This is a genomic window from Frankia torreyi, assembly GCF_000948395.1.
Classification (GTDB): domain Bacteria; phylum Actinomycetota; class Actinomycetes; order Frankiales; family Frankiaceae; genus Frankia; species Frankia torreyi.
Window position 1 is genome coordinate 248,205 of the sequence record NZ_JYFN01000002.1, and the last position, 21,277, is coordinate 269,481.

Sequence of the window (21,277 nt, forward strand, 5' to 3'; positions counted from 1 at the left end):
ATGACGCGATCTCCTATCACTACCGGCGAGAGGCCGACGTCAGCCTTCCCGGGGAGCCCGACGGTCGACCAGGGCGGCGAGCCACGCGGGGGTGACATGGGCGAGGCTCGGCACGACAGCGTCGGCGGGGACGTCGGGGGGCTGCGGCGTCGAGGGGACGAGCACGGTCACGCAACCGGCGGCCAGGCCCGCCGTCGCGCCCGAGGCGCTGTCCTCCAGCACGACGCAGCGCGCTGGCGGCACGGCGAGCAGGCGGCTGGCCCGCAGGTACGGCTCGGGATCCGGCTTGCCGCGCACCACCTCGTCTCCGGCGACCGACACCTGGAAGCGGGCGGCGCCGACCGCGCCGAGCACGTGGTCCATGAGCACCCGGGCCGACGACGACACCAGCGCCAGTGGCACCCGGTGCACCGCGAGCGCGCCGAGCAGCTCGACGGCGCCGGGCCGCGCCACGATCGCCCCCGGCGCGGCGAACAGCTCGACGATGCGGCCCATGACGAACCGCGCCGCCTCGGCGAAGCGCGATCCGTCCACCCCGAGCAGCGACAGCATGAGGTGCAGCGCCGTGTCCGGGCCGCGGCCCATGAGCGCCGCCTTGATCTCGGGGGTGAACACGCCGCCGAGGTGGGCGGCGAGGTCCTCCTGCGCCCGCGTCCACAGCCGCTCGGTGTCGACGAGCAGGCCGTCCATGTCGAACAGCACCGCCGCCGGCGCCCTCCCCTCACGTAGCCCCGCTACGGCAGACGTCATCGGTCGAGCCTGGCACATCCGCGACCCCCGCAGGCCTCGATCACGCCCCCGGCGTGGCCGGCGGAGGTCCCGGCGGGCGCGGCCGGCGCACGGCCCGCCGGGGGTGCGGTCTCAGCGCGGGCCGCCGGGGGTCAGCAACCAGCGGACGACGGCCGCCGTGCCGGCGCGGTTGGAGCCAAGGTGGTCGACGCCCGCGCCGAGGTCGACGATCGGGGCGTCGACGCCGTGCCCGCGCAGCGCCGCGCGGCAGTGCTCGCTGTTCGCCCGGGGCACCTGGGTGTCCGCGCCGCCGACGTAGAGCCGCACCGGCGCGGGCAGCGACCGGGGCAGCGACCGGGGGCCCGGTGGCGTGGAGCAGGTCGCGTCGGCCACCGCCAGCGCCGCCGCGAGCCGGCCCCGCGGATGGTGGACCAGCTCGGCGCCGCGCGGGGTGAGCAGGGCGTCGATGCTCGCCGGCAGGCCGGCGACGAACTGCTGGCCGGAGTGCTCGCCATCGAACAGCGCCTCGACCGACGGGTCGCGGAAGACTTCGGCGGGCGTGTCGTAGAGGTGGTGCAGCCGGTTGAACGCGACGAGCAGGTAGGCGGTGTAGCCGACGCCGTAGGGCCATTCGACCCGACCGTCCAGCAACGCCGGCAGCTCCACCGAGCGAAAGTCGTAGGCGCCGCTGACCGGCGCGAGCGCGCCGAGGCGCAGCGACGGGTCGGCGCCGGCCTGCAGCGCCGCGCCGAGGCCGGTCGCCGCCGAGGCGCCCTGCGAGAACCCCGTCACCAGGACCCGCGGGTCGACCGTGCGCCCCTGGGTGGCGACGAACGTCCGGGTGGCGCGCAGCAGGTCGAGCGACGCCGACACCTCGGACGGCACGTCCATCCACGGGTGCGGGCCCGGCCCGACGCCGAGGCCGAGGTAGTCGGGGGCGGCCGCGGCGAAGCCGGCCGCCGCGTAGGTGAGCGCCGGGGCCTGCCCCCAACCGTCGGCGGCCAGGTCCGTCGCCGTCGACGGGGCGTCGGCGCGGGCGATCTCGGTGCCGTGGGTGTAGGAGACGACGCGCAGCCGGCGGTCGCCGGTGGCGGGCAGGGCCAGCAGGCCGCTGGCGGTGGTCGCCCGCCCGCGCGGGTCGATCGTGCGGTAGACCAGCCGGTAGGTGACCACGCCCGCGCGCACGACCGCCGGGTCCGCGTCGAAGCCGCTCGCGGTCAGCACCGCCCGCACCTGCGCCGCGGACAGGACCCGCAACCGCTCGGACGAGATCACCCCGCCGCGGTCCACATGTCCCGCGGTCGAGAGCGGCGATGTCGCGACGACGGTAGAGGCGACGACAGCGGCAGACGCGATGGACCCGGCAGGCACGGTGGCGGGAGCTGCGGTGGCGGGAGCTGCGGTGGCGGGAGCTGCGGCGCTGCCGAGGGCGCCGGCGGCCGTCAGCGCGAGGACGGCGAGCGCGGCGGCCGCCCGCCGCCTCGGGAAGCGGCCTGGCGGGATGGTCGTTTCGTCGCGGAAACGTCTGTCATGAGGACGTACGGTCATGTCGATCACGCTAGAGAGCCCGGCGCCCCGCCCCCATCCGGCCAGCGGCCGAACCCGTCGGGGGACTGCCCCCGTCCGTTTCCTGGGGATGTCCTCACGTCTCGTCGGGGTCCGGTTGGCCGTCGCCGTGCCACTGCCCGGCGGCCGGCCGCCGGCGAGGTCGGTTCTGCGGTGCGTTGCGCACGGTCTGGGCCGGTGAAACGTACGCACCGCACCGCAATGCGGTCGGCGTGCGCGGTCGGCACGGCGGAACTGTCCGGCGGGGGGCGGCGGCGCCCCCCGCCGGACCGAGGCGGCCCGCGCGACGGCCGGGGCCGGGCCGTCGCGCGGAGCCGTCAGAGGGTCGGGCCGAGCGCCTTGCCGCACAGGTTGTCCTGCGCGACGGTGAAGGCGCTGCCCGACGGGTTGACCTGCATCAGCGCGAAGCAGGTCGGCTGGCGACCTCGGGTCGCGCCGACGTTGGTCGGTTGGATGAGGCCGCTGGCGTCGTAGTGGGTCAGGGTGCGCATCCCGGCGAGGAAGGACTGCCGGGTGGGGCAGGGTCCCGCGGCCTGCAACCCGCGCAGGAGCAGGTCGGTGTCGATGTAGCCGATCAGGCCGAACTCCTGCTCGGGGTCGTCGGTCTGCGGCGAGTAGCGCGCCATCACGTCGAGGTAGTGCGCGATCGGGGCGCCCCCGGCCTCGAACGGCCGGTAGAACACCGGGACCAGCACCCCGGCCAGGTCGGGGCCGTGGTGGCGCAGCAGGCTGTGGTCGTAGCCGGTCATCGACAGCACCACCTTCGGGCTCCCCCCGGCCTCGCGGATCGCGCGCAGCACCGGCGGCAGGGCCGGGGGGGTGAGCATGGTGACGATGGTGTCCGCGCCGGAGTCGACGATCTGGCGGGCGACGTCGGTCACGCTGTCCGCGTCGGGGGTGTAGGCGTGGCTGCCGACGACCTGCACGCCGAGGGCCTGCAGGCTCTGCCCGACCCGCAGGGTCGCGCCGGAGACCCCCGCGGACATCGCGCTGTACAGCAGGAAGGCGGACGTGCCGCCGCGGTCGTGGACGAAGCGGCCGTAGGTGTCGATCGGCGCGCCGAGGGTGTTGGAGAACGAGAACATGTTCCCGTATCGCGTCCAGACGTCCTCGGCGGCGAGGCCCACCGTGGGGATCCCCCGATCAGCGAGGTACTTCGCGCTGCCGGTGGCGGCGACGGTGAACTCCAGCAGGCCGAACACGCCGCGCTGGTCGATCAGCTCCCGGGCGCCGTTGCTGTTCCCCTCGACGGTGCCGGCGTCGTCGCGCCATTCGTAGACGACTTTCCGTCCCTGTATCCCGCCGGCGGCGTTGACCTCGCCGAGGCGGGCGTCGACGCCGGCCCGCAGCGCCGGAAACGCGCCGGCGAGCAGGCCCGAGTCGGGGTAGAGCAGGCCGACTCGAACCTCGTCGGGCGTCACCCCCGGCGCCGCCCTGCCCCCGGTGCAGGACGCCGCCGAGGAGGTTGCCCCGGAGCATCCGGTCCCGACGACCAGACCCAGCAGGATCGTCGACATTCCCAGCTTCGCCGGCAGGCTCAGCTTCGCCGGCAGGCTCAGTTTCGCCGGCAGGATCAGTTTCACGGCACAGCGGCGCATTCGAAGGTGACCCCCATGCTGACGCGGCGCACCGCCACCACAAACGGCTCCGCAAAACGGTTCGGAATCATTCAGCCAGAATGGTCGCTGCGGTCGGGCGGCATTGGCGCGGCATCATCGGCAGTGCGCTCCGCCGCCGGGGGGCCGTCCGATCCGGACCGGAGAAGACGCCCACCGAACGCGTTGACCTGTCCAGACTGCCCGGCACGTCTCGGTCGGGCCGCCACCGGCCGGAACCGAATGCGGTTTCCGGTCGGTGAAACGACAGTACTAAGCCATCCAGCACCAGGGGTCACATTGCGATGACGACACGGCATGGCACGATGGTGCACGGTACCGGGCCCCCAAAGCAATATGCAAGAGAAACGCGGTTCGGGGTGCAACAAGAAGTTGCACCCCGAACCGCGTCACCGGTAATCAGTTTCCAGTTTGTATCCGGAGGGTTTCTCTACCCGTCCGGTCGACCGTGGACGGTCAGACTTTCTGGTCGATCGCGAAGCCGGCCGGGATGAGGATGTCCTCGGGCGACAGTTCGTGAACCGACGCATGGCCGAGCCCCAGCAGCGTCTCGCTCACGCCCTGCCGGAGGATCTCCAGCACGTTCGTCACCCCGCGCTCGCCGCCGGCGGCCATGCCGAACAGGGCGGCCCGGCCGATCAGCACCGCGCGGGCGCCGAGCGCGAGCGCCTTGACGACGTCGCTGCCACGGCGGATCCCACCGTCGAGCAGCACCTCCACCTGGTCACCCACCGCGTCGACGACGCCGGGCAGGCAGCGGATCGACGCCGGGGTGGAGTCGAGGTTGTTGCCGCCGTGGTTGGACACCGAGATCGCGCTCGCGCCGACGTCCACCGCGTGGCGGGCGTCGTCCGGCCGGGTGATCCCCTTGATCATGAAGGGGCCGCCCCACTGCTCGCGCAGCCAGGCCAGGTCCGACCAGGTCGGCGGGGGCGTGCCGATCCACTGGCCGTAGGCGCCGAAGAAGGTCGGCGGCGTCGCCTCCCGCGGACCGAGGTTCGGCACGCCGAGGTCGGGCAGCGACCGGCTGCGCAGCCAGCGGGCGAGGTACCCCGGGCGCACGGCGACCTGCGGGGCGTAGCGCGCCATCGCCTTGAGGTCCAGCTTCTCCGGGATGAACGGGCTGCCCCAGTCCCGCCGCGAGTCGAACACCCAGTCCAGCGTCACGATCAGGCCCTTGGCGCCCGCCGCCCGGGCCCGCTCGGCGCGGGCGAGGATCTCCTCGCGCGCCCCCACCCAGTAGGTCTGGAACAGCAGCTTGTCGTTGACCGCGCCGACCTCCTCCACCGGCTTGGAGGCGAACGAGGACAGGCTCATCGCCGTGCCCGCGCCGGCGGCGGCCCGGGCGACGGCGACCTCGCCGTCGGGATGCACCGCCTGCACCCCGGTCGGCGAGATGAGCACCGGGAAGCTGATCTGCTGCCCCATCACCGTCGTCGACAGGTCGCGGGTCGCCGGCAGGTCGGCGACCCGGGGCCGGATCTTCAGCTCACCGAACGCGTCGACGTTGTCGTTCATCGTCACGCCGGCCTCGGTCCCGGCGACGAGCGCCTGGTACACCCCCCGCGGCAGCCGCTTACGCGCCCTGCGCTGGGCCTCGGCGACCGTTTCGAACCATGTTCTTGTGCTGGCCATCGCACTCCCACCTCGTCGTGTCCGCCCGCCACCGACCGACGATCGACGGGCCCGGATGCCTCGCCCGGCCGGGCACCGGCCGCACGTGACAGAACATCGGCCGGCAGGGTCGGGCACGATTTGGCACCGAGTGCCACTATAGCGATGCCGGTGACGGTACGCACCGGTCGCCGGGGCGGATAATCCGAGGTGTGCGCCGGCCGTTCGCCCACGAGTTCGTCCTGGTCCTGGCGCCCGGCGGCGACGAGCGCGCGCCCGGCGCGGCGATCACGGCGGCACTGTGCGGGCGCTGGGAGCATCCGCCGCCCTGCCCGCAGGCCACCTGCCCGGCGAGCCCGCCGCCGCTGCGATACCGCGCACGCGGTGGCGGCTCGTGACAAGCCGGCCCTGCGAGGTCCGCCCGGACGAGGCCGAGCGTGCCCGCCGCCTCACCGCCGGCTGACCGCCGCGGACCCGGCGGCCGAGGGCGCCCGGTTCCGCGGAACACCATGATCATCGAGAGTCGCACTCGGGCCGAGCGTTCCCGCGTCCAACCGATCACGCACAGATGTGAAGATCGGTCCGCGGCAGTCCGGCCGCGTGGCGGTCAGCAGATGCTGGAGGTTGATCCCCGTTCGCCCGGCCCAAACCGTCATCACCCTCCGCGCCCTGAGCGACCGCGCCCTGAGCGACCGAGACCTGAGCGACCGAGACCTGAGCGACCGAGACCTGAGTGGTCCGTCGCCGGGGTCCGATCGGGCGACGGGGCGGGGTCACCTCGGCGCTCGATGTGCCACGGGCCACCAGATCCTTCGCATCTGAAGACAGGGACAGCGGACGGACACCTGGCGTCACGAGAGCGATGCGGAACCACTCGCCTGGAGGCGTCTGGAGGGCCCCGTATCAGTGTGGCGAGCACGAGACCGCGCCACGCGCCCGAGCCCCGACGCGACTCGACGATCAAGGTGTTCCGCGGAACCGTGTGGACGGCGAGCCGCGAGGGCGGTCAGGCGGAGGCGTGGCGGCGGGCCTGGCGGAACAGGTCGACGACGGCGTCGACGGATCCGACCTCGGTCCAGGTGCGGGCGGCGCCGAACGAGGCGTTCCAGAAGCCGGCGGGCAGGTTCGGCGGCGGCAGCGGCGGGCCGACGTAGGCGTAGGGCGCCGCGACCGCCTCGTCCCCCGGCGACACCCCGTAGTTGATCTTCCCGGCGCGGATCGCGACGTCGAAATGCTCCGGCCACAGCGTGGGCGGGCTCGGCGCGTCGGCGGGGATCTCGGCCGACCAGCGGCGCAGCGCCGCGTCGCCCAGGGCGTACCAGTCGGCGAGGCGGCGGGCGGCGGAGGGGTCGATGTCCAGCGGCTCGTCGGGGTGGCAGGGGGTGCTCAGCCGGTAGACCGCCGCCGGGCCGCCCGGGTCGATGCCGGCCAGGCGCGCCGCCTCGCGCAGCGTCGTCAGCGGACCCCGCGCCGTCTCGGTGTCCCCGTCGCGCACGACCAGGTCGGTGCCGACCACGGCCACGGTGCGCCCGCCGGGGCCGAACGGGGGCGTGGCGAACCCGCCGGGGGTGACGGCCAGACCGAGGTGGCCGCTCGCCCGGTGGCGCGCCGCCGCGAGGACGTGCTCGGCGACGGCGTGCAGCGCGCGGCGGGTCCGGGCGAGGCCGTCGACGCCGGCGCCGGGATCGGGCGACGGCGGGGGCCCTGGTTCGGTGCTCATGCCGCCGACCCTCTCGCGCGTCGGCGTCGGGCGCCAGGCCGGTCCTGGCCCGGCCCCCCGGTGACTTGCATTTCGTTAGCCACTATCGTTTCGTACGCCCACCGTTGCAGCCGCAACGGTGTCCCGGCCTGACCGCCCCTGGAGGTCCCGTGACCGCCCCCTCGTCCGAGCTCGCACCGCTGCCGCTCGTCCCCGGAACCTGGACGCTCGACACGGCGCACTCCGCCATCAGCTTCCAGATCCGCCACCTCGGCGTCACCAACGTCCGCGGCCGCTTCGACACGTTCTCGGCGACCCTCGCCGTCGGCGAGACGCTCCAGTCGGTCGCCGTCGAGGCCTCGATCGACCTGGCCTCGATCAACACCAACCAGGCCGACCGGGACGCGCACCTGCGTTCCACCGACTTCTTCGACCTGGCCGCGCACCCGGCGATGACCTTCGTGTCGAGCTCCATCTCCGGCAGCGGCGAGGAGTACGAGCTGACCGGCGACCTGAGCATCAACGGCGTGACCAAGCCGGTGACGTTCGCGGTGGAGTTCTACGGCGTCGACACCCACCCGGCCGACGGCCGCGTCCGCTCCGGGTTCTCGGCGACCGGCGAGATCAAGCGCAGCGACTACGGCATCAACTTCAACATGCCGCTCGGCGCCGGCAAGCTCGCCCTGGCCGACAAGGTGAAGATCGAGCTCGACCTGCAGTTCATCGCCCCCTGACCCTCCGCACAACCTCACCGCATACACGCTCTGGCGCCGGGGAGGCCGGGACGTCCCGGCTCGCCCCGGCGTTCGCGCGCCGGTGTCGCGCCGTCCCCCGTCACACCGTCCCCGTCACACCGTCTGCCGCGCGCAGGCATTCCGCGACCAGGCGTCGTGGCGTTCAGTCGCAGCCGGAGGCCGCCGCCCGCGGGTCGGCGGGGACGAGATGCTCCTGCGCCCACAGCTCCAGGGCGTGCAGCGCCGGGCGCAGCGCCTCGCCGCAGGAGGTCAGCCGGTAGCGGGTGGCCAGCGGCGGCCCGCCGAGGACCTCCCGCTCGACCAGCCCGGCCTGGGACAGCTCGGCCAGGCGCCCGGACAGCATCCGCTCGCTCACCCCGGGCACCAGCTTCGCGATCTCGGAAAAGCGGGCCGGGCCGGCCAGCAGCGTGCCGATAATCAATCCGCTCCACCGCTTGCCCAGCAGGGCGAAGACGGGGGTGAGCGCCTGGCAGCTCACCCCGTCCGGCGGCATCGGGACCATGCGGTCATGCTAACGAGCCCGGCCCCGACGACCACCCGTTCGGTTGATCCCCGTCAACGCGCGACCCCGGCAGCCGGCGCGACCGCGGTAGCCGGGTCGAAGCCGGCGAGCGGGTCCTCCTGGCAGGCGCTGACCGGGGGCAGGGCCGGGGACAGCACGCTCGGTGCGCGGCCGATCGTCACCGGCACCGGACCGCTGCCGCGGCGCTTTGATGCCGTGGCGATCGAGCGGGAGTGGTCGACCGACGGCTTCGGCGGGGCGGTGTCGCCGCGGGCGAGCAGCGCGTCGACGCCGTGGCCGACCACGCACTCCGGGTCGGGGCCGTCGAGCGGCAGGCCGGTGAAGAACTTCGCCGCCATGCAACCGCCCTGGCAGGCGTCGAAGTGCCCGCAGGACGCGCACGCCCCGGCGGACTGCGGCTCGCGCAGCGCCGCGAACAGCTCCGAGGTCCGCCACACCCCGGTGAAGCCGCCGGTGTCGCGCACGTTGCCGGCGAGGAACTCGTCGTGGATGGCGAACGGGCAGGCGTAGACGTCGCCGACCGGGTCGATCAGGCAGACCACCCGGCCGGCACCGCACAGGTTCAGCCCCGGCAGCGCCTGGCCGTAGGCGGACAGGTGGAAGAAGGAGTCGCCGGTCAGCACGTTCTCGCCGGCGGCGACGAGCCAGTCGTAGAGCTCGCGCTGCTGGGCGGCGGTCGGGTGCAGCTCGTCCCACACGTCGGCGCCGCGCCCGGACGGACGCAGCCGGGTCAGCCGGAGCTGGGCGCCGTAGCGGTCCGCCAGCGCGGCGAAGGCGTCGAGCTGGCCGACGTTCTGGCGGGTGACGACGACGGACAGCTTGAACCCGCGGAAACCCGCCTCGGCCAGGTTCGCCATCGCGCGCACCGCGGTGTCGTACGAGCCGGGGCCGCGCACCGCGTCGTTGACCTCGGCGGTCGCGCCGTCGAGGGAGATCTGCACGTCGACGTAGTCGCTGGCGGCGAGCCGGGTGGCGACCTCGGGAGTGATCCGCACACCGTTGGTGGAGAACTTCACGCCGACGTGGTGGGCGGTGGCGTAGTCGACCAGCTCCCAGAAGTCGGCGCGCACGGTCGGTTCACCGCCGCCGATGTTGACGTAGAAGACCTGCATGCGCTCCAGCTCGTCGATGACCGCGCGGCACNCGGCGGTCGTCAGCTCGCGGGGGTCGCGCCGTCCGGAGCTGGACAGGCAGTGCCGGCAGGCCAGGTTGCAGGCGTAGGTGAGCTCCCACGTCAGACAGATGGGGGCGGCAAGTCCGCGGGCGAAGTGGTCGACGAGACGCGCCGGGGCGGCGGTGGTCACGGGGTGCTCCCCTCGACGATCATGGAGGACGCGGCGAGGGTCGCCAGCGCCCGCTGGTAGCGGCCGAGATCCGCGGTGGGCAGCCCGACGGCGGCCGCCGCGGCCCGCGCGCTGGTATGCGCCGGCAGGGCCTCCACCAGCGCGAGCAGCCCCGGCTCCTTGAGGAACGACAGCTTGCGGGTGCCGAAGTGGTAGAGCAGCGCCCCGAACGACTCCGGCCGCACGGACACCTGGGGATGCAGGCGCCAGGCCCGGTCCAGGTCGAACGCGGCGGCGGCCGGCGAGAGGCCGGCCGCGCCGCGCTCATCCGTCACGTCGGCGCTCAGTAGACGCCGCACATGCCGTCGATGGAGACCTCCTCGACGAGCAGGTCCGCCACGACCGGCTCCGCGGGCGCCTCGACGGCCTGGTCGACCTGCACTGACTCCTCCATGAGCACTCCTCATCGTGAGAGCTGACCGGGTCCGGAACCGGTGTCGCATGGTCCCGCCGCGGAGACGACTGTAATGGCACCGAGTGCCAAAGGGAAGATGTCGGAGCGGAACGGGCAGGTCAGGCAGGTCAGGTAGGTCGGGTAGGTCAGGTAGGTCAGGTAGGTCGGGTAGGTCAGGTGGGTCGGGTAGCTGGGGCCGGTCGGGCAGGTGGGGGGCCGGTCAGGGCAACGGGACCGTCAGGCCGGCGGGGGCGACGCGGGGCGCCGGCCGAGGGCCGGGGCGACGGTGTGCGCCACGTCGCGCAGAATCTGCTCTTGACTTCCTCCCCCTCGTACACGAGGGGGATTCCCGGTGGCGGTCATGCCACCTTCCCGGGTGGTTGACGCTTCACCGTCCCCGGCAACCCGGAGATCTCCACGTCCATGGACGACAGTCCAGCCGCCCTGATGTTCGGACTTGCGTTGGTGGTATCCGCGTTCCCCGACCAGCCACACGACGTGCACAGGAATGTTTCCTGGTCGGGGCGGGACACCCGGTCGACGACCCCACAGACGTGACAGCGCTGCGACGTGTACGGCGCCGGGACCTGAACGCGGCGGACGGGCCAACCCCGCATAGCAGCGTTTCCACGCGGTCTGATGCCGCTTCAACACCTGCTGGCCTGCCTGCACGGGCAGCGCGGAAAGCCACGCGAAGCCTTCCGGTGGATTCCTCCGCGCTTCCCTCATCTGCCGATCGACCTCGGCCATGGCGAGCATGGGACGGCGATGCTCCCGGCACGTCGTGTGCCATGCGTGCAGTAGATTCCACCACCCCCGCGCCGCATGACCCTGCCCGTCCAGTTTCCCTGCCCGTCCAGTTTCCCTGCCTGACCCGAATCCGGGTACAGACGGGCGACATGAACCGACCGGGGCACGGCTGTAATTCCACCCGAATACACGGCGATTCACCTCCCGGCTGAAGGCGGAAGCCCTCTCACCGCGAAGCCTGGCAGAGACAGCCACGGGCCCCGGAGGCCTGTCAACGGCTCGAACGTCGCACAGTCCGCCGCCGCGGGCCGCGGCCCGTCCTGGCCTGCGGCGCGGCTTGTTACCGTCGCTGCCTACCAGGCAGCGTCGCCGCGCATCGGGCGAGGACGACCCCGAACTACGACGACCCCGAACTACGACGACGACGATGAGGTGGGCGGATGAGCCGGCAACACACCAGCGCCGATGCGCGGATGCCGGCCCGAACGGCCCGTGAGGTGGTCGAGGCGAAGGAACAGGCGATGCTGGCCGCCTCCCGGGCCATCGTCGAGCTCTTCATCGAGCGCGGCACGAACGCCTTCACCATCCGCGAGCTCGCCTCGCACGCGGGCGTCTCGGAGCGTTCCTTCTACCGTTACTTCCCGCGCAAGGAGGACGTCGTGCGGCCCTTCCTGGCAGCGGGAGCCGAGCGGATCGCCGCCGAGCTGGCCGGGCGGCCGCCCGACGAACCGCTACCGACCTCGCTGGTGCGCGTCTGGGCCGGTTCCTGGGCGGCCACCCACGTGGAACAGCTTCGGAAGCTGTACCGGATTCTGCGGGAGTCGGAGGGCTTCCGGGCCCAGTGGTTTCAGATCATGGCCGACAGCGAGCGGTTGTGGGCGGGTGCCATCGCGGCGCGGCTGGGCATCGACCCGCGCTCCCACCAGGCCGCGCTGGCCGGTGCGGTGGTCTCGGCCGCCGCGCGGCTGTCGACGGTGGAGTACGGCGAGGCGGGCGATGGCGAGGCGGGCGATGGCGAGGCGGGCGGCGGCGAGGCGGGCGGCGGCGAGGCGGGCGGCGGCGAGGCGCCCGCCGAGTTGTTCGCCGCCGCCCTGGCGATGCTGGGGCCCACCCTGTTCACCGCCCCCGACCCGCGACCGCGCTGAGAGCACTGGGCGGCCGGGCGGTCAGGCCGCCACGGCCCGCTCGCCCCGCAGGACGGCCTTCGCCGCGGCGCCGGTCGCCACGGGACGACCGACGTCGGCGGCGAGCGCGGTCGCGGCCTCGACAGTCTCGCGGTTGGTCATGGCGTTGAGGGCGGCCATGTCCTCGATGCCGACCCGGAGATGACCGCCGCGTTCCAGGGCGTAGCGGGCCAGCTCGGAGTCGAGCAGCACGCCGCCCTGGATGCTGACGACCCACGGCAGTGCGCATCCGTCCATCATCGACAGGTACATGTCGAGGGACTGCCGGGTGGGGGGCAGTCCGAACCCGGCGGTGGGCGCGCCGTTGATCAGGTACCGGCCGCCGAAGTACAGCTTGATGACGGAGCCGGCCGGGAACATGCCCCTGGCCGCGTAGGCGAGGGTCCAGCGCAGGTTGCTCGGGTCGTAGATGCCGATGCTCAGCGCGGCGCCGGTGCGGCGGGCGAACGCGACGACCTCGTGCGCGGACGCGTAGTCGGCCCCGGCCTGCCGGTGGCGCGACGGCAGGCCGTCGTCGTCGAGCACGGCGAACTGCGTCAGCCCCGGGTCCAGCGCCGCCATGGTGAGCAGGCCGGCGTCGGCCAGCGGCTGGAGATGGGCGTTCTTCTCCGCCATGACCTTCTCGCCGCGCAGGTAGTCGTTGTAGAGGAAGGCGTCCGGGTAGGTGTCGAGCACCTCGCGCTGAATGCGCAGGACCTGGGCGACGGCCTCGTCGCGGGCCAGGCGGAAGTTGTGGTGATGGTGGATGATGCCGGCCCCGGCGGCCAGGGACTCCCGAGCCTGGGCGATGAGTTCCTCGGTGGTCTGAAGCTGTCGCCCGTCGCGCAGCGGGGAGATTGCCGCCTCGATGACGACCGGATCCGGACGGGGTACAGGACTCATGGCTGCACTCCTTCGGTTCGCGAAGGATGGTGACGCTAGCAGCGTCTGGCAGTTTCTGCCATACCCGGCTCGCCGCGGCCGACCGCCGGCACGGCCGGTCGGCTCAGGCGCCGTGCCGGCGCCCGCGGGCGGCGAAGCTGCGCAGGGCGCGCAGGAAGTCGATCTCGCGGAACGCGGGCCAGTAGGCCTCGCAGAAGTACAGCTCCGAGTAGGCGCTCTGCCAGAGCAGGAAGTTCGACATCCGCTGCTCGCCGGAGGTCCGGATCACCAGGTCCGGGTCGGGCTGCCCGGCGGTGTAGAGGTGGCGGGCGATGTCGTCCATGGTCAGCGAGGCGGCGGCGTCGGCGAGGGAGTCACCGGCCTCGGCGCGTTCGTACAGGTGCTCACGCAGCGCCTCGATGACCTCCTGCCGCCCGCCGTAGCCGACGGCGAGGGTGACGTGGAAGCCGGTCGTGCAGGCACGGGTCGTCTCGACCGCGTCCTTGAGCACTCGCGCGGTGCTGTCGGGCAGCGCGTCGAGCATGCCCGCGAGGTGGACCTGCCAGCGGGCGTCGGGCCGGGCGAGCCGGTCACTGACCACCTGCTCGATGACCTGCATGAGGAAGGCGACCTCGGCGTCGCCGCGGCGCTGCAGGTTCTCGGTCGAGCAGACGAACACGGTGACGTGGCGGATGCCGACGGCCTCGCACCAGGACAGCACGTCCTCGGCATGCTCGGCGCCGTAGCGGTGGCCCAGGCTGGGGTTGGCCAGGCCCATCTCGCGGGCCCAGCGGCGGTTGCCGTCCATGACCAGCCCGACGTGGGCCGGCAGCGGGCCGGCCATGACCTGCCGGCGCAGCCGCCGGGTGTAGAGCGCGTAGAGAAGAGGACCCGGTGTCATCGTTACCTTCCCCTACAGCCGACGCCCGCGCTCGGCACGGGTCGACTCCCGGCTGGTACCGACCGGGATGGTGACGATACCCGTCCAAGGTGACCATCGTTTGGGGCGGGCCCGTGACCTGGGGGTGATCAGCCCTGCGTGCCGGTCAGCCCCGCGTCCCGGGCGCCGCCGGGAGGAACCTGCGTACGACGTCGTCCACCACCGCGGCGAAGGGCCGGTCCAGCCGCCCGCGCGCCCGCATCTCCAGGTAGCGCACGACGACGGCGTGGATCGCGAGGGCGTCCCACTCCGGCTCCGCGGCGGGCAGGCTGCCGTCGGTGCGCCCGGCGGCGAGGACCTCCGCGAGGATGCCCCGGTGCTCGGCGTAGATGTCCTCCAGGGCCTCGGCGATGCCGACGACGAGACCGACCTCCGGGGTCATGAACGTCCGCCCGTCCCGGCTGGCGCGTTCGTCCCAGCCGATCGCGAGCAGCTCCTCGATCCATGCCACGACGGCGGCCCGGGCGTCGCCGGCCTGGCGCACCACCGCGCGCAGGCTGTCGCGCACCCCGGCGGCGGCCTCCCGCTGCATGGTCAGGATCAGCGCGTCCTTGGACGGGAAGTGCCGGTAGAAGGTGCGCCTGTTCACCCCGGCGCCGCGCAGGATGTCCTCCAGCGGCGTCGTCGCGCGCCCCTCCCGGCCGATCAGCCGGTGCGCGGCGCGGATGATCGCCCGACGCTCCCGCTCGGCGCGGTCCGGGTCGTCGGCGGCAAGCCGCAGCGACGTCTCAGCCACTGGGGCCCATCCCGCCGACACACCCCTTCGCGCTCGTCCCGACCGGGTGCCCGCGTCGGCCAACGCACGACGGCACCGACGGTTCGGCGGCGCTGCGGCGCTCCGGGTGGATGATACGGGAGCACCGGACTCGCTGATCGCCGGCCAGGCGCGCCCGAGCGCGTGCCTTACCAGCCCGCGTGTGGGGGCGACCCGCGTGTGGGGGCGACCCGCGTGTGTGAGCAACCCGCGTGTGGGGGCGACCCGCGTGTGTGAGCAACCTCTGACGCGTCCGTCACAGTTGCGCGGCCGGCACTCCATACACTGGATCGACCATGGGCGACTCAACCTCCGCGGAGATCGTCGACGAGGGCACGGCCCCCGACGGCGATCCCCGGATCCCGCAGGTCGAGCCGGCCGGCGTCGAGACCGCGGCCGGCCGGTTGGGCTGGCGCGCGGCGCGCACCCGCAACGCGATCCTCGACGCCTCCAAGAAGCTCTTCCTGGAACGCGGGTACGCCGGCACCCGCATCAACAACATCACCGACGCCTGCGGCATCTCCCGCGCCGGCTTCTACACCTACTTCCGCGACAAGCGGGAAATCTTCGACACCCTGGGCCAGGCCACCTTTCAGGAACTCCTCCAGGTCATCGCCGAGTGGGAGACCATCCCGCGGCCCTGCACCCAGGCCGACGTCGTGGCCTGGGTGTGGAAGTACTTCGCGTTCATGGACCAGCACGGCGCGTTCATTCTCTCGGCGCAGTCCGGCCCGGCCGACGAGAGCGTCGGCGCGGCGAGCAACAAGATGCAGATGCGGGTGGCCTGGCTGCTCGGGGTGCACCTGCGGGGTCGCCAGCGCACCCCCACCGACGCACCCGAGGCGCTGGGCCTGGCGGTGCAGTCGATGATGGACCGCACCTGGTACCACTGCCACGCCCAGCACCTGCCGGTCGACGACGCCGACGTCGTCACCACCATCGGCGGGTTCATCACCGCGGTGCTCGAGGCCTGAGCCCCGCGGGCGCCGTCACACCCCTGGCTGCACCACCGGCGGCCCGGCGGGCACCGACGGGACGGTGGCGACGAGATCGCCGTACTTCTCCCGGGCCGCGGCGAGGCGACGGCCGAGGAACTCCTCGGGCCACGCCGGGTCGTCGGCCTCGTAGTGCCGCAGGAGCTGGCGGGCGAGGTTGACCTTGTGCGCCTCGGTGGGCCCGTCGGCGAGGCCGAGGGCGAGTCCCGTGGTGAACATGTCGACGAGGGGAAGCTGCTCGGTGATGCCGAGCCCGCCGTGGACCTGGATCGCCCGCAGCACGATGGACTGGATGACCTTCGGGGTGAGCACCTTCAGGGCCGCGATGTCGGTACGGGCGGCGTGCTCCCCCTGGGTGTCGATGAGCCAGGCGGCGTGCAGCACGGCGAGCCGGAACGGCATCAGCTCGGTGTAGGAGTCGGCGATGAACCCCTGCACGAACTGCTTGTCGGCCAGCGAGCTGCCCTGGGTGAACCGGCTGCGGGCCCGCTGTCCCATCATGTCGATGGCCCGCTGGGCGACGCCGATGGCGCGCATGGCGTGGTGCAGCCGGCCGCCGGCCAGCCGGGACTGGGCCACCTCGAAGCCGCGCCCCTCGTGGCCGAGCAGCGCGTCCGCCGGCACCCGCACCCCCTCGTAGCGGACGAGGGAGTGGCCCGGCTCGTGGTGGTGCGCGCCGAACACGTGGTGGCTGTCCTCGATCACCACGCCCGGGGTGTCGCGCGGGACGAGGAACGTCGACGCACCGTGGTGCACGGGGACGTCGGGATTGGTGATCGCGACGATGATGAGGAACGAGGCCACCGCGGCGTTGGACGACCAGTACTTGCGGCCGTCGATCACCCACTCGTCGCCCTCGCGTCGCGCCCGGGTGGTGAACACCCGCGGGTCGGCGCCCCCCTGCGGCTCCGTCATGGAGAAACAGGAGAAGATCTCACCGGCCAGCAGGGGCGCCAGGTAGCGCTCCTTCTGCTCCGGGGTGCCGAACCGGGCGATGATCTCGGCGTTGCCGGTGTCGGGCGCCTGGGTGCCGAAGACGATCGGCCCCCAGTCCGTGCGGCCAAGGATCTCGTTGAGCAGGGTCAGCTTCACCGCGCCGAAACCCTGCCCGCCGAGCTCCGGGCCCAGATGCGGGGCCCACAAGCCCTCGTCGCGCACCCGCTGCTTGAGCGGGTCGACGATCGCGCGTCGCTCGTCGTCGAGGGGCAGGTACTCGCAGCCCGGGAACAGCACGTCGAGCGGTGCCACTTCCTCGCGCACGAACGCCCGGACCCAGTCGAGCTTGGCCTCGAACTCGGCATCGGTCGAGAAGTCCCATGCCATGGCTTTTCCTCCCAGCACTCGGGCCGGTGTCGGCTCAGGATCGGTGTCGACTCAGGGGATGGTGTCGGCTCAGGGGATGCCGCCGTCGACCCGCAGGGTCGCGGCGGAGGTGTAGCTGGACGCATCCGAGATCAGGTACAGCGCGGAACCGACGATCTCGCGCGGGTCACCGGCGCGCTGCAGCGCGTGTGACCTGGCCGCCTCGGCGACGGCGTCGAGGTCCCAGTGCTTGCTGACGTCGGTGTAGAACGGGCCGGACATGAGAGTGTTGACGCGCACGTGCGGGCCGAGGCCGAGCGCGAGGCCCTCGGTGAGCGCGTTGAGGCCGGCCTTGGCCGCGGCGTACGGCAGGATCGCCGGCGTCGGGCGGATGGAGCCGGTGGAGCTGACGTTGACGATGGAACCGCGGCCCGCGGCCACCATCCGTTCGCCGACGAGCACCGACAGTCGGAAGGGACCCTTGAGGTTCAGGTTGACGACCGCGTCGAACAGCTTCTCGTTGACGTCACCGAGGGTGTCGTACAACGGCGACATCCCGGCGTTGTTGATCAGTGCGTCGACCTTGCCGAACCGCTCGTAGGCGGCGTCGACGAGGCCGGGCAGCTCGTCCCAGCGTCCGACGTGCACCGCGTACGGCAGGGCCGTGCGGCCGGTCTCGGCCTCGATCTCGGCGGCGGTGGCCGTGCAGGAGTCGAGGTCGCGGCTGGCGATGACAACGTCGGCGCCGCAGCGCGCCGCGCCGAAGGCCATCTCCCGGCCGAGCCCGCGGCTGCCGCCGGTGATGAGCACGACGCGGTCGGTCAGGTCGAACAGGGTGTCCGCGTATCCCATGGTCAGCCTCTCCGGGCCGGCAGCGAGCGGGCGAGGTCGGCGGCGGTGGCCAGCAGCTGCAGCACCAGCGGCCCGAACGTCTCGACCTTGGGGTCGACCGTCCCGCCGCTGCTGAAGGCCGCGTAGCTCTTCTCCAGCACCACGCCGAGCTTCCAGTTGGCCAGCACCAGGTAGTAGTCGATGTCCGCGGTCGAGCGTCCGCTCACCCGCTCGTAGTGTTCCAGCAGTTCGGCCCGGCGCGGCATGCCGGAGACGTCGAGGTAGAAGCCCTCGGTGCGCGGTTGCTCCCCGTCCCAGCCGAGCAGCGCCCAGCCGAGGTCGAGCAGCGGGTCGCCGACCGTCGTCATCTCCCAGTCGATGATGGCGGCGAGCCGGGCCGGGGCGCCGTGCTGGAACATCACGTTGGCGAACTGGTAGTCGCCGTGCATGATCCCGGGTTCGAAGGTGGCCGGCCGGTTCGCCCGCAGCCAGTCCGCCGCGGAGTCGAGGCCGGGCAGCTCGCGGAAGCGGTAGGCGCCGAGGAACGTCAGCCAGCGGTCGACCTGGCGTTCGTGGAAGTTCTCCGGGCGGCCGANCCCCTCCAGCCCGCGGGCCCGCCAGTCGACCCGGGACAGCTTCGCGATGCCGTCGACGAGCTCGAACGCCAGCCCGCGACGGGCGGCCGGGTCGGTGTCGAACGGGGCCGGCCAGGTCGCGGTCGGGCTCCAGCCGTCGATGGCGCGCATGACGTAGAACGGCATTCCCAGCACCTCGCCGGTGGGGTCACCGGCGACGAGCTCGGCGTGGGGCACGTCGGTTCCGCGCAGCGCGCGCAGCAGTCGCAGCTCCCTGCGCAGCCCGTCGACGCGGGACGCGCTCGCGGCCGCCGGGGGCATCCGCAGCACCGTGCGCTCGCCGCCGCGGGTCAGCGAGTACAGCTCGTTCTGCGAACCACCGGTGAGCCGCTCGACGACGGGCAGCTCGCCCGCCCCGGGCACCTGCTCGGCGTCGAGCCAGCGGGCCAGCCGGGCGACATCGAGCGCCACGCCCTGTGCCGCCGCACCCGCGCTCACCGCGGGCACCGGCTCAGTGCGGCAGGCTGGCGCGGGTTGGCGGGCTGGATCGGGTTCCCCATCCGGACCTCCTCGTCGACGGGAGCGGGACGTTGGGCAGAATAGCATTCTGTCCATCTCAGAACCAGATTCTGCGACATGGCCGGATCCGGCCCCGCTTCGCCCGCCACGCACGGCACACTGGCATCCATGGAGTCGACCCGACTGGAGTGGGACGCAGCGCCCGCGTCCGTACGCGCCGCAGTCGATCGAGCACTGCGCCGCCACCAGCGCGACGCCCTCGACGAGCTCGAGCAGATCCTCGACGCCGCCCTGCGGGTGGCGGTCCGGGTCGCCCCGGCGGAGCCGCGGGTGAGCGACATCGTCGCCGAAGCCGGCACCTCCAACCAGACCTTCTACCGCTACTTCGCGGGCAAGAGCGAACTGCTGCACGCCGTGATGGAGCGCGGCGTCCTGCGGGTCCGTTCCTACCTGGGCCACCAGATGGCCAAGGAGACCAGCCCCGCCGATCAGGTCGCCGCCTGGGTCCAGGGGCTGCTCAGTCAGCTCACCAGCCCCGAGGTCGCCACGCAGAGCATCGCGATCAGCCGGCTCACGCTGGGCTCGGGCGGCCCCGAACCGGGGCGGTCGACCCTCGACAACCAGCTCGGCGACCTGCTGGTCACGCCCCTGGCCGCGGCCGGACGCCCTCACCCGGAGCTGGACGCACGGGCCATCCTGGACGTGGTCCTCGGCGCGCTCGAGCGCCACGTCGCCACCGGCACGGGGCCCGACGCCGTGGAACGCGACCATCTCGTCACGTTCTGCACGGCCGTCGCCGGGCCGGCCTGACCCCGCCCACTCAGCGGGGCGGGCCGCCGGCGGACAGGGGTGTGCGAGCGCCGAGCAGACCACCGACGAGCAGGAGCGCGAGCGAGCGATGGACGTCGTCGCGGTCGAGGACCGGATGGCGCTGCCAGGCGTGGTAGGGAAACTCCCCCAGCAGGACCCACAGCACGATGGCGGCCGCCGACGGGTCCAGCGATCGTCCCGGCGCCCACCGCGCCAGCAGCCGCGCGGTGACCGCGTCGAGGTGGGTCCGAAGCTGACGGCTCAGCCGCTGCAGCGGGGCGGTCGGCAGCACCTCGGTCGTCCACACGTGCAGGGTGGGGCCGCGCCGTCGCAGCACGTCCAACCAGCGGTCGATCCAGGCCAGGATGTCGCTCTCGTCCTCGGCGCGCAGCAGGTCGTCGAGGTGGGTGCAGATGTCGACCGCCGCCTGGTGGGCCAGCGTCGCGAAGATCGCGTACCGGTCCTCCCAGTACTGGTAGAACGTGCCGTGGGCGACGCCGGCCTCGGCGGTGATGTCGTCGACGCTCGTACCGGCCAGCCCGCCTCGCTCGAACGCCTGATTGGCGGCGGCGAGAATGCGCCGGATCGTCGGTTCGGCCCGCCGGGTGACCCGCCGACGAAGGCCGAGCGGGGCCGTCTCGCGCCAGGCGCCGAGCGGGTCCGCGCGATCCGTGCTGCTGTCCAGGAGAAGGTCCGGCCAGGGCGGCGGGTCGCCGTCGGCGCCCACGGCGCCCACGGCGCCGGCCTCCCGCGGGAACAGCGAGGAGTGGATGATCGTCGCAAGCGTGGCGTGCACGGACGATTCGGGCGGCAGGACGCCGGGGCGGCGTGGATCGAGCACGACGTGCGTCCACTGCATGAGACTGATGATCGCGATCGCGAGGACGCGGGTGTCCACCGGACCGGTGCCGGCGAGCGCCAGCCGAGGCCGCATCTCCTCCGCGAGCACGTGCAGGTACTGCTCGGAGGGATCTTCTGGCATCAGGGCGTCGTCCGCGACCAGCGGCCAGGCGGCGAAGACGGGCGAGTGCCGGCGCAGGACGTCGTCGAGGCCCTCGAGCCAGGCGCGGAACTCCGTCAGCCCGGCCGGTCCGGGCTCGATGACCCGCTGGCCGCGGAAGTGGCGGACGAGGTCCCGGCCGAGCTGCTCGTAGAAGAGGGCGAACAACTCGATCTTGCTCTGGAAGTACTGGTAGAAGGCGGTGTCCGAGCGGCCCGTGGCCTCTGTGATCGCCAGGATGCTGGTGCCGTGGTAGCCGCGCCGGGCGAACAGTCCGCGGGCCGCCGCCACGATCTCCGCACAGGCCCGCTCGCCTTCCGGACCGATCACGGGACTGACCGGATACGGATCCCGCCGCCGCGATGGCAGGAGCGGCTCACGCTCGGGTTCGACCACCACCCGGCGCCCCCTCACGCATTCCCACTCCTCCACCGGCCCCGACAGGGCATTCCCGCAGGCAAGTGTAGGACGCCGCTCAGACGCGGGCCTCGATACCGCCCTCCCGCCAACCGTTCAG

22 protein-coding genes and 2 pseudogenes are annotated in these 21,277 nt (G+C 72.9%); 5 read left to right on the forward strand and 19 right to left on the reverse strand.

Annotated features, from left to right (window positions below; genetic code table 11):
• Positions 1 to 39: 39 nt before the first annotated feature.
• From FF36_RS02415 to mftD, 4 genes are all read right to left on the reverse strand, one after another.
• Positions 40 to 750 carry an HAD family hydrolase gene (locus FF36_RS02415; RefSeq protein WP_044883328.1) on the reverse strand — a complete coding sequence of 237 codons (711 nt, stop codon included), beginning with the start codon at positions 748 to 750 and terminating at the stop codon, positions 40 to 42.
• A gap of 111 nt (positions 751 to 861) precedes the next feature.
• Complete coding sequence (locus FF36_RS02420) at positions 862 to 2,277, reverse strand: lipase (protein ID WP_242417916.1); 1,416 nt, start codon at positions 2,275 to 2,277, stop codon at positions 862 to 864.
• A 335-nt stretch (positions 2,278 to 2,612) separates the two neighbouring features.
• Entirely contained in the window at positions 2,613 to 3,716 is a 1,104-nt protein-coding gene (locus FF36_RS02425; protein ID WP_052680916.1) for an ABC transporter substrate-binding protein, read from the reverse strand.
• Between the two features lie 651 nt (positions 3,717 to 4,367).
• On the reverse strand, positions 4,368 to 5,546 hold the full coding sequence (gene mftD / locus FF36_RS02430; protein ID WP_044883239.1) for a pre-mycofactocin synthase MftD: 1,179 nt from the start codon (positions 5,544 to 5,546) through the stop codon (positions 4,368 to 4,370).
• Between the two features lie 191 nt (positions 5,547 to 5,737).
• Here mftD and FF36_RS36845 point away from each other — a divergent pair, with 191 nt between their 5' ends.
• Positions 5,738 to 5,923, forward strand: coding sequence for a hypothetical protein (locus FF36_RS36845; RefSeq protein WP_044883240.1), 186 nt, complete (start codon positions 5,738 to 5,740; stop codon positions 5,921 to 5,923).
• Between the two features lie 608 nt (positions 5,924 to 6,531).
• Here the strand turns inward: FF36_RS36845 and FF36_RS02440 are convergent.
• Positions 6,532 to 7,245 carry a hypothetical protein gene (locus tag FF36_RS02440; protein WP_052680908.1) on the reverse strand — a complete coding sequence of 238 codons (714 nt, stop codon included), beginning with the start codon at positions 7,243 to 7,245 and terminating at the stop codon, positions 6,532 to 6,534.
• 149 nt (positions 7,246 to 7,394) lie between these two features.
• Between FF36_RS02440 and FF36_RS02445 the strand changes: the two genes are divergently transcribed.
• Entirely contained in the window at positions 7,395 to 7,958 is a 564-nt protein-coding gene (locus FF36_RS02445; RefSeq protein ID WP_082121607.1) for a YceI family protein, read from the forward strand.
• 163 nt (positions 7,959 to 8,121) lie between these two features.
• Here FF36_RS02445 and FF36_RS02450 read toward each other — a convergent pair whose 3' ends face one another.
• The 6 genes and pseudogenes from FF36_RS02450 to FF36_RS40600 form a co-directional block, all read right to left on the reverse strand.
• Positions 8,122 to 8,481: a winged helix-turn-helix transcriptional regulator gene (locus FF36_RS02450; RefSeq protein ID WP_044883241.1), complete on the reverse strand. Its 360-nt coding sequence runs from the start codon at positions 8,479 to 8,481 to the stop codon at positions 8,122 to 8,124.
• Positions 8,482 to 8,534: 53 nt separating this feature from the next.
• On the reverse strand, positions 8,535 to 9,645 hold a 1,111-nt coding region (mftC, locus tag FF36_RS02455; RefSeq protein WP_242422243.1), incomplete at its 5' end, for a mycofactocin radical SAM maturase.
• A 1-nt stretch (position 9,646) separates the two neighbouring features.
• Positions 9,647 to 9,806, reverse strand: a pseudogene (locus FF36_RS36850) (mycofactocin radical SAM maturase); the annotation flags it as partial.
• Positions 9,803 to 10,120 (reverse strand): mycofactocin biosynthesis chaperone MftB, encoded by a 318-nt coding sequence (gene mftB / locus FF36_RS02460; RefSeq protein WP_044883243.1) that lies wholly within the window; start codon positions 10,118 to 10,120, stop codon positions 9,803 to 9,805. The pseudogene FF36_RS36850 and the gene mftB, both read right to left, overlap by 4 nt.
• Before the next feature lie 8 nt (positions 10,121 to 10,128).
• The gene (gene mftA, locus FF36_RS02465; protein ID WP_044883333.1) at positions 10,129 to 10,239 is read right to left on the reverse strand and encodes a mycofactocin precursor MftA; all 111 of its coding nucleotides are present in this window, start codon (positions 10,237 to 10,239) and stop codon (positions 10,129 to 10,131) included.
• Positions 10,240 to 10,598: 359 nt separating this feature from the next.
• Positions 10,599 to 10,856: a zinc ribbon domain-containing protein gene (locus FF36_RS40600; RefSeq protein ID WP_082121608.1), complete on the reverse strand. Its 258-nt coding sequence runs from the start codon at positions 10,854 to 10,856 to the stop codon at positions 10,599 to 10,601.
• 573 nt (positions 10,857 to 11,429) lie between these two features.
• Here FF36_RS40600 and FF36_RS31350 point away from each other — a divergent pair.
• On the forward strand, positions 11,430 to 12,134 hold the full coding sequence (locus FF36_RS31350; RefSeq protein ID WP_052680909.1) for a TetR/AcrR family transcriptional regulator: 705 nt from the start codon (positions 11,430 to 11,432) through the stop codon (positions 12,132 to 12,134).
• Between the two features lie 21 nt (positions 12,135 to 12,155).
• Here FF36_RS31350 and FF36_RS02475 read toward each other — a convergent pair whose 3' ends face one another.
• From FF36_RS02475 to FF36_RS02485, 3 genes are all read right to left on the reverse strand, one after another.
• On the reverse strand, positions 12,156 to 13,055 hold the full coding sequence (locus FF36_RS02475; RefSeq protein WP_044883244.1) for a 3-keto-5-aminohexanoate cleavage protein: 900 nt from the start codon (positions 13,053 to 13,055) through the stop codon (positions 12,156 to 12,158).
• 103 nt (positions 13,056 to 13,158) lie between these two features.
• Entirely contained in the window at positions 13,159 to 13,935 is a 777-nt protein-coding gene (uppS, locus tag FF36_RS02480) for a polyprenyl diphosphate synthase (RefSeq protein WP_044883245.1), read from the reverse strand.
• 145 nt (positions 13,936 to 14,080) lie between these two features.
• Positions 14,081 to 14,710, reverse strand: a complete 630-nt coding sequence (locus FF36_RS02485) for a TetR/AcrR family transcriptional regulator (RefSeq protein WP_044883246.1) — start codon at positions 14,708 to 14,710, stop codon at positions 14,081 to 14,083.
• Between the two features lie 314 nt (positions 14,711 to 15,024).
• Between FF36_RS02485 and FF36_RS02490 the strand changes: the two genes are divergently transcribed.
• Positions 15,025 to 15,702, forward strand: coding sequence for a TetR/AcrR family transcriptional regulator (locus FF36_RS02490; protein ID WP_082121609.1), 678 nt, complete (start codon positions 15,025 to 15,027; stop codon positions 15,700 to 15,702).
• Positions 15,703 to 15,717: 15 nt separating this feature from the next.
• Here the strand turns inward: FF36_RS02490 and FF36_RS02495 are convergent, their stop codons facing one another.
• The 4 genes and pseudogenes from FF36_RS02495 to FF36_RS36860 all read right to left on the reverse strand — a co-directional run.
• Positions 15,718 to 17,046, reverse strand: a complete 1,329-nt coding sequence (locus tag FF36_RS02495) for an acyl-CoA dehydrogenase family protein (protein ID WP_044883247.1) — start codon at positions 17,044 to 17,046, stop codon at positions 15,718 to 15,720.
• A 69-nt stretch (positions 17,047 to 17,115) separates the two neighbouring features.
• Entirely contained in the window at positions 17,116 to 17,877 is a 762-nt protein-coding gene (locus FF36_RS02500; RefSeq protein WP_044883248.1) for an SDR family NAD(P)-dependent oxidoreductase, read from the reverse strand.
• Positions 17,878 to 17,879: 2 nt separating this feature from the next.
• Positions 17,880 to 18,451, reverse strand: a 572-nt coding sequence (locus FF36_RS36855; protein ID WP_242422244.1) for a phosphotransferase family protein, incomplete at its 5' end; no start/stop codon positions are given.
• Position 18,452: 1 nt separating this feature from the next.
• A pseudogene (locus FF36_RS36860) lies at positions 18,453 to 19,046 on the reverse strand (phosphotransferase family protein); the annotation flags it as partial.
• Between the two features lie 72 nt (positions 19,047 to 19,118).
• Here FF36_RS36860 and FF36_RS02510 point away from each other — a divergent pair.
• Positions 19,119 to 19,760, forward strand: coding sequence for a TetR/AcrR family transcriptional regulator (locus tag FF36_RS02510; protein ID WP_044883337.1), 642 nt, complete (start codon positions 19,119 to 19,121; stop codon positions 19,758 to 19,760).
• A 10-nt stretch (positions 19,761 to 19,770) separates the two neighbouring features.
• Here the strand turns inward: FF36_RS02510 and FF36_RS02515 are convergent, their stop codons facing one another.
• Positions 19,771 to 21,090: a TetR/AcrR family transcriptional regulator gene (locus FF36_RS02515; protein ID WP_236706026.1), complete on the reverse strand. Its 1,320-nt coding sequence runs from the start codon at positions 21,088 to 21,090 to the stop codon at positions 19,771 to 19,773.
• Positions 21,091 to 21,277 lie beyond the last annotated feature (187 nt).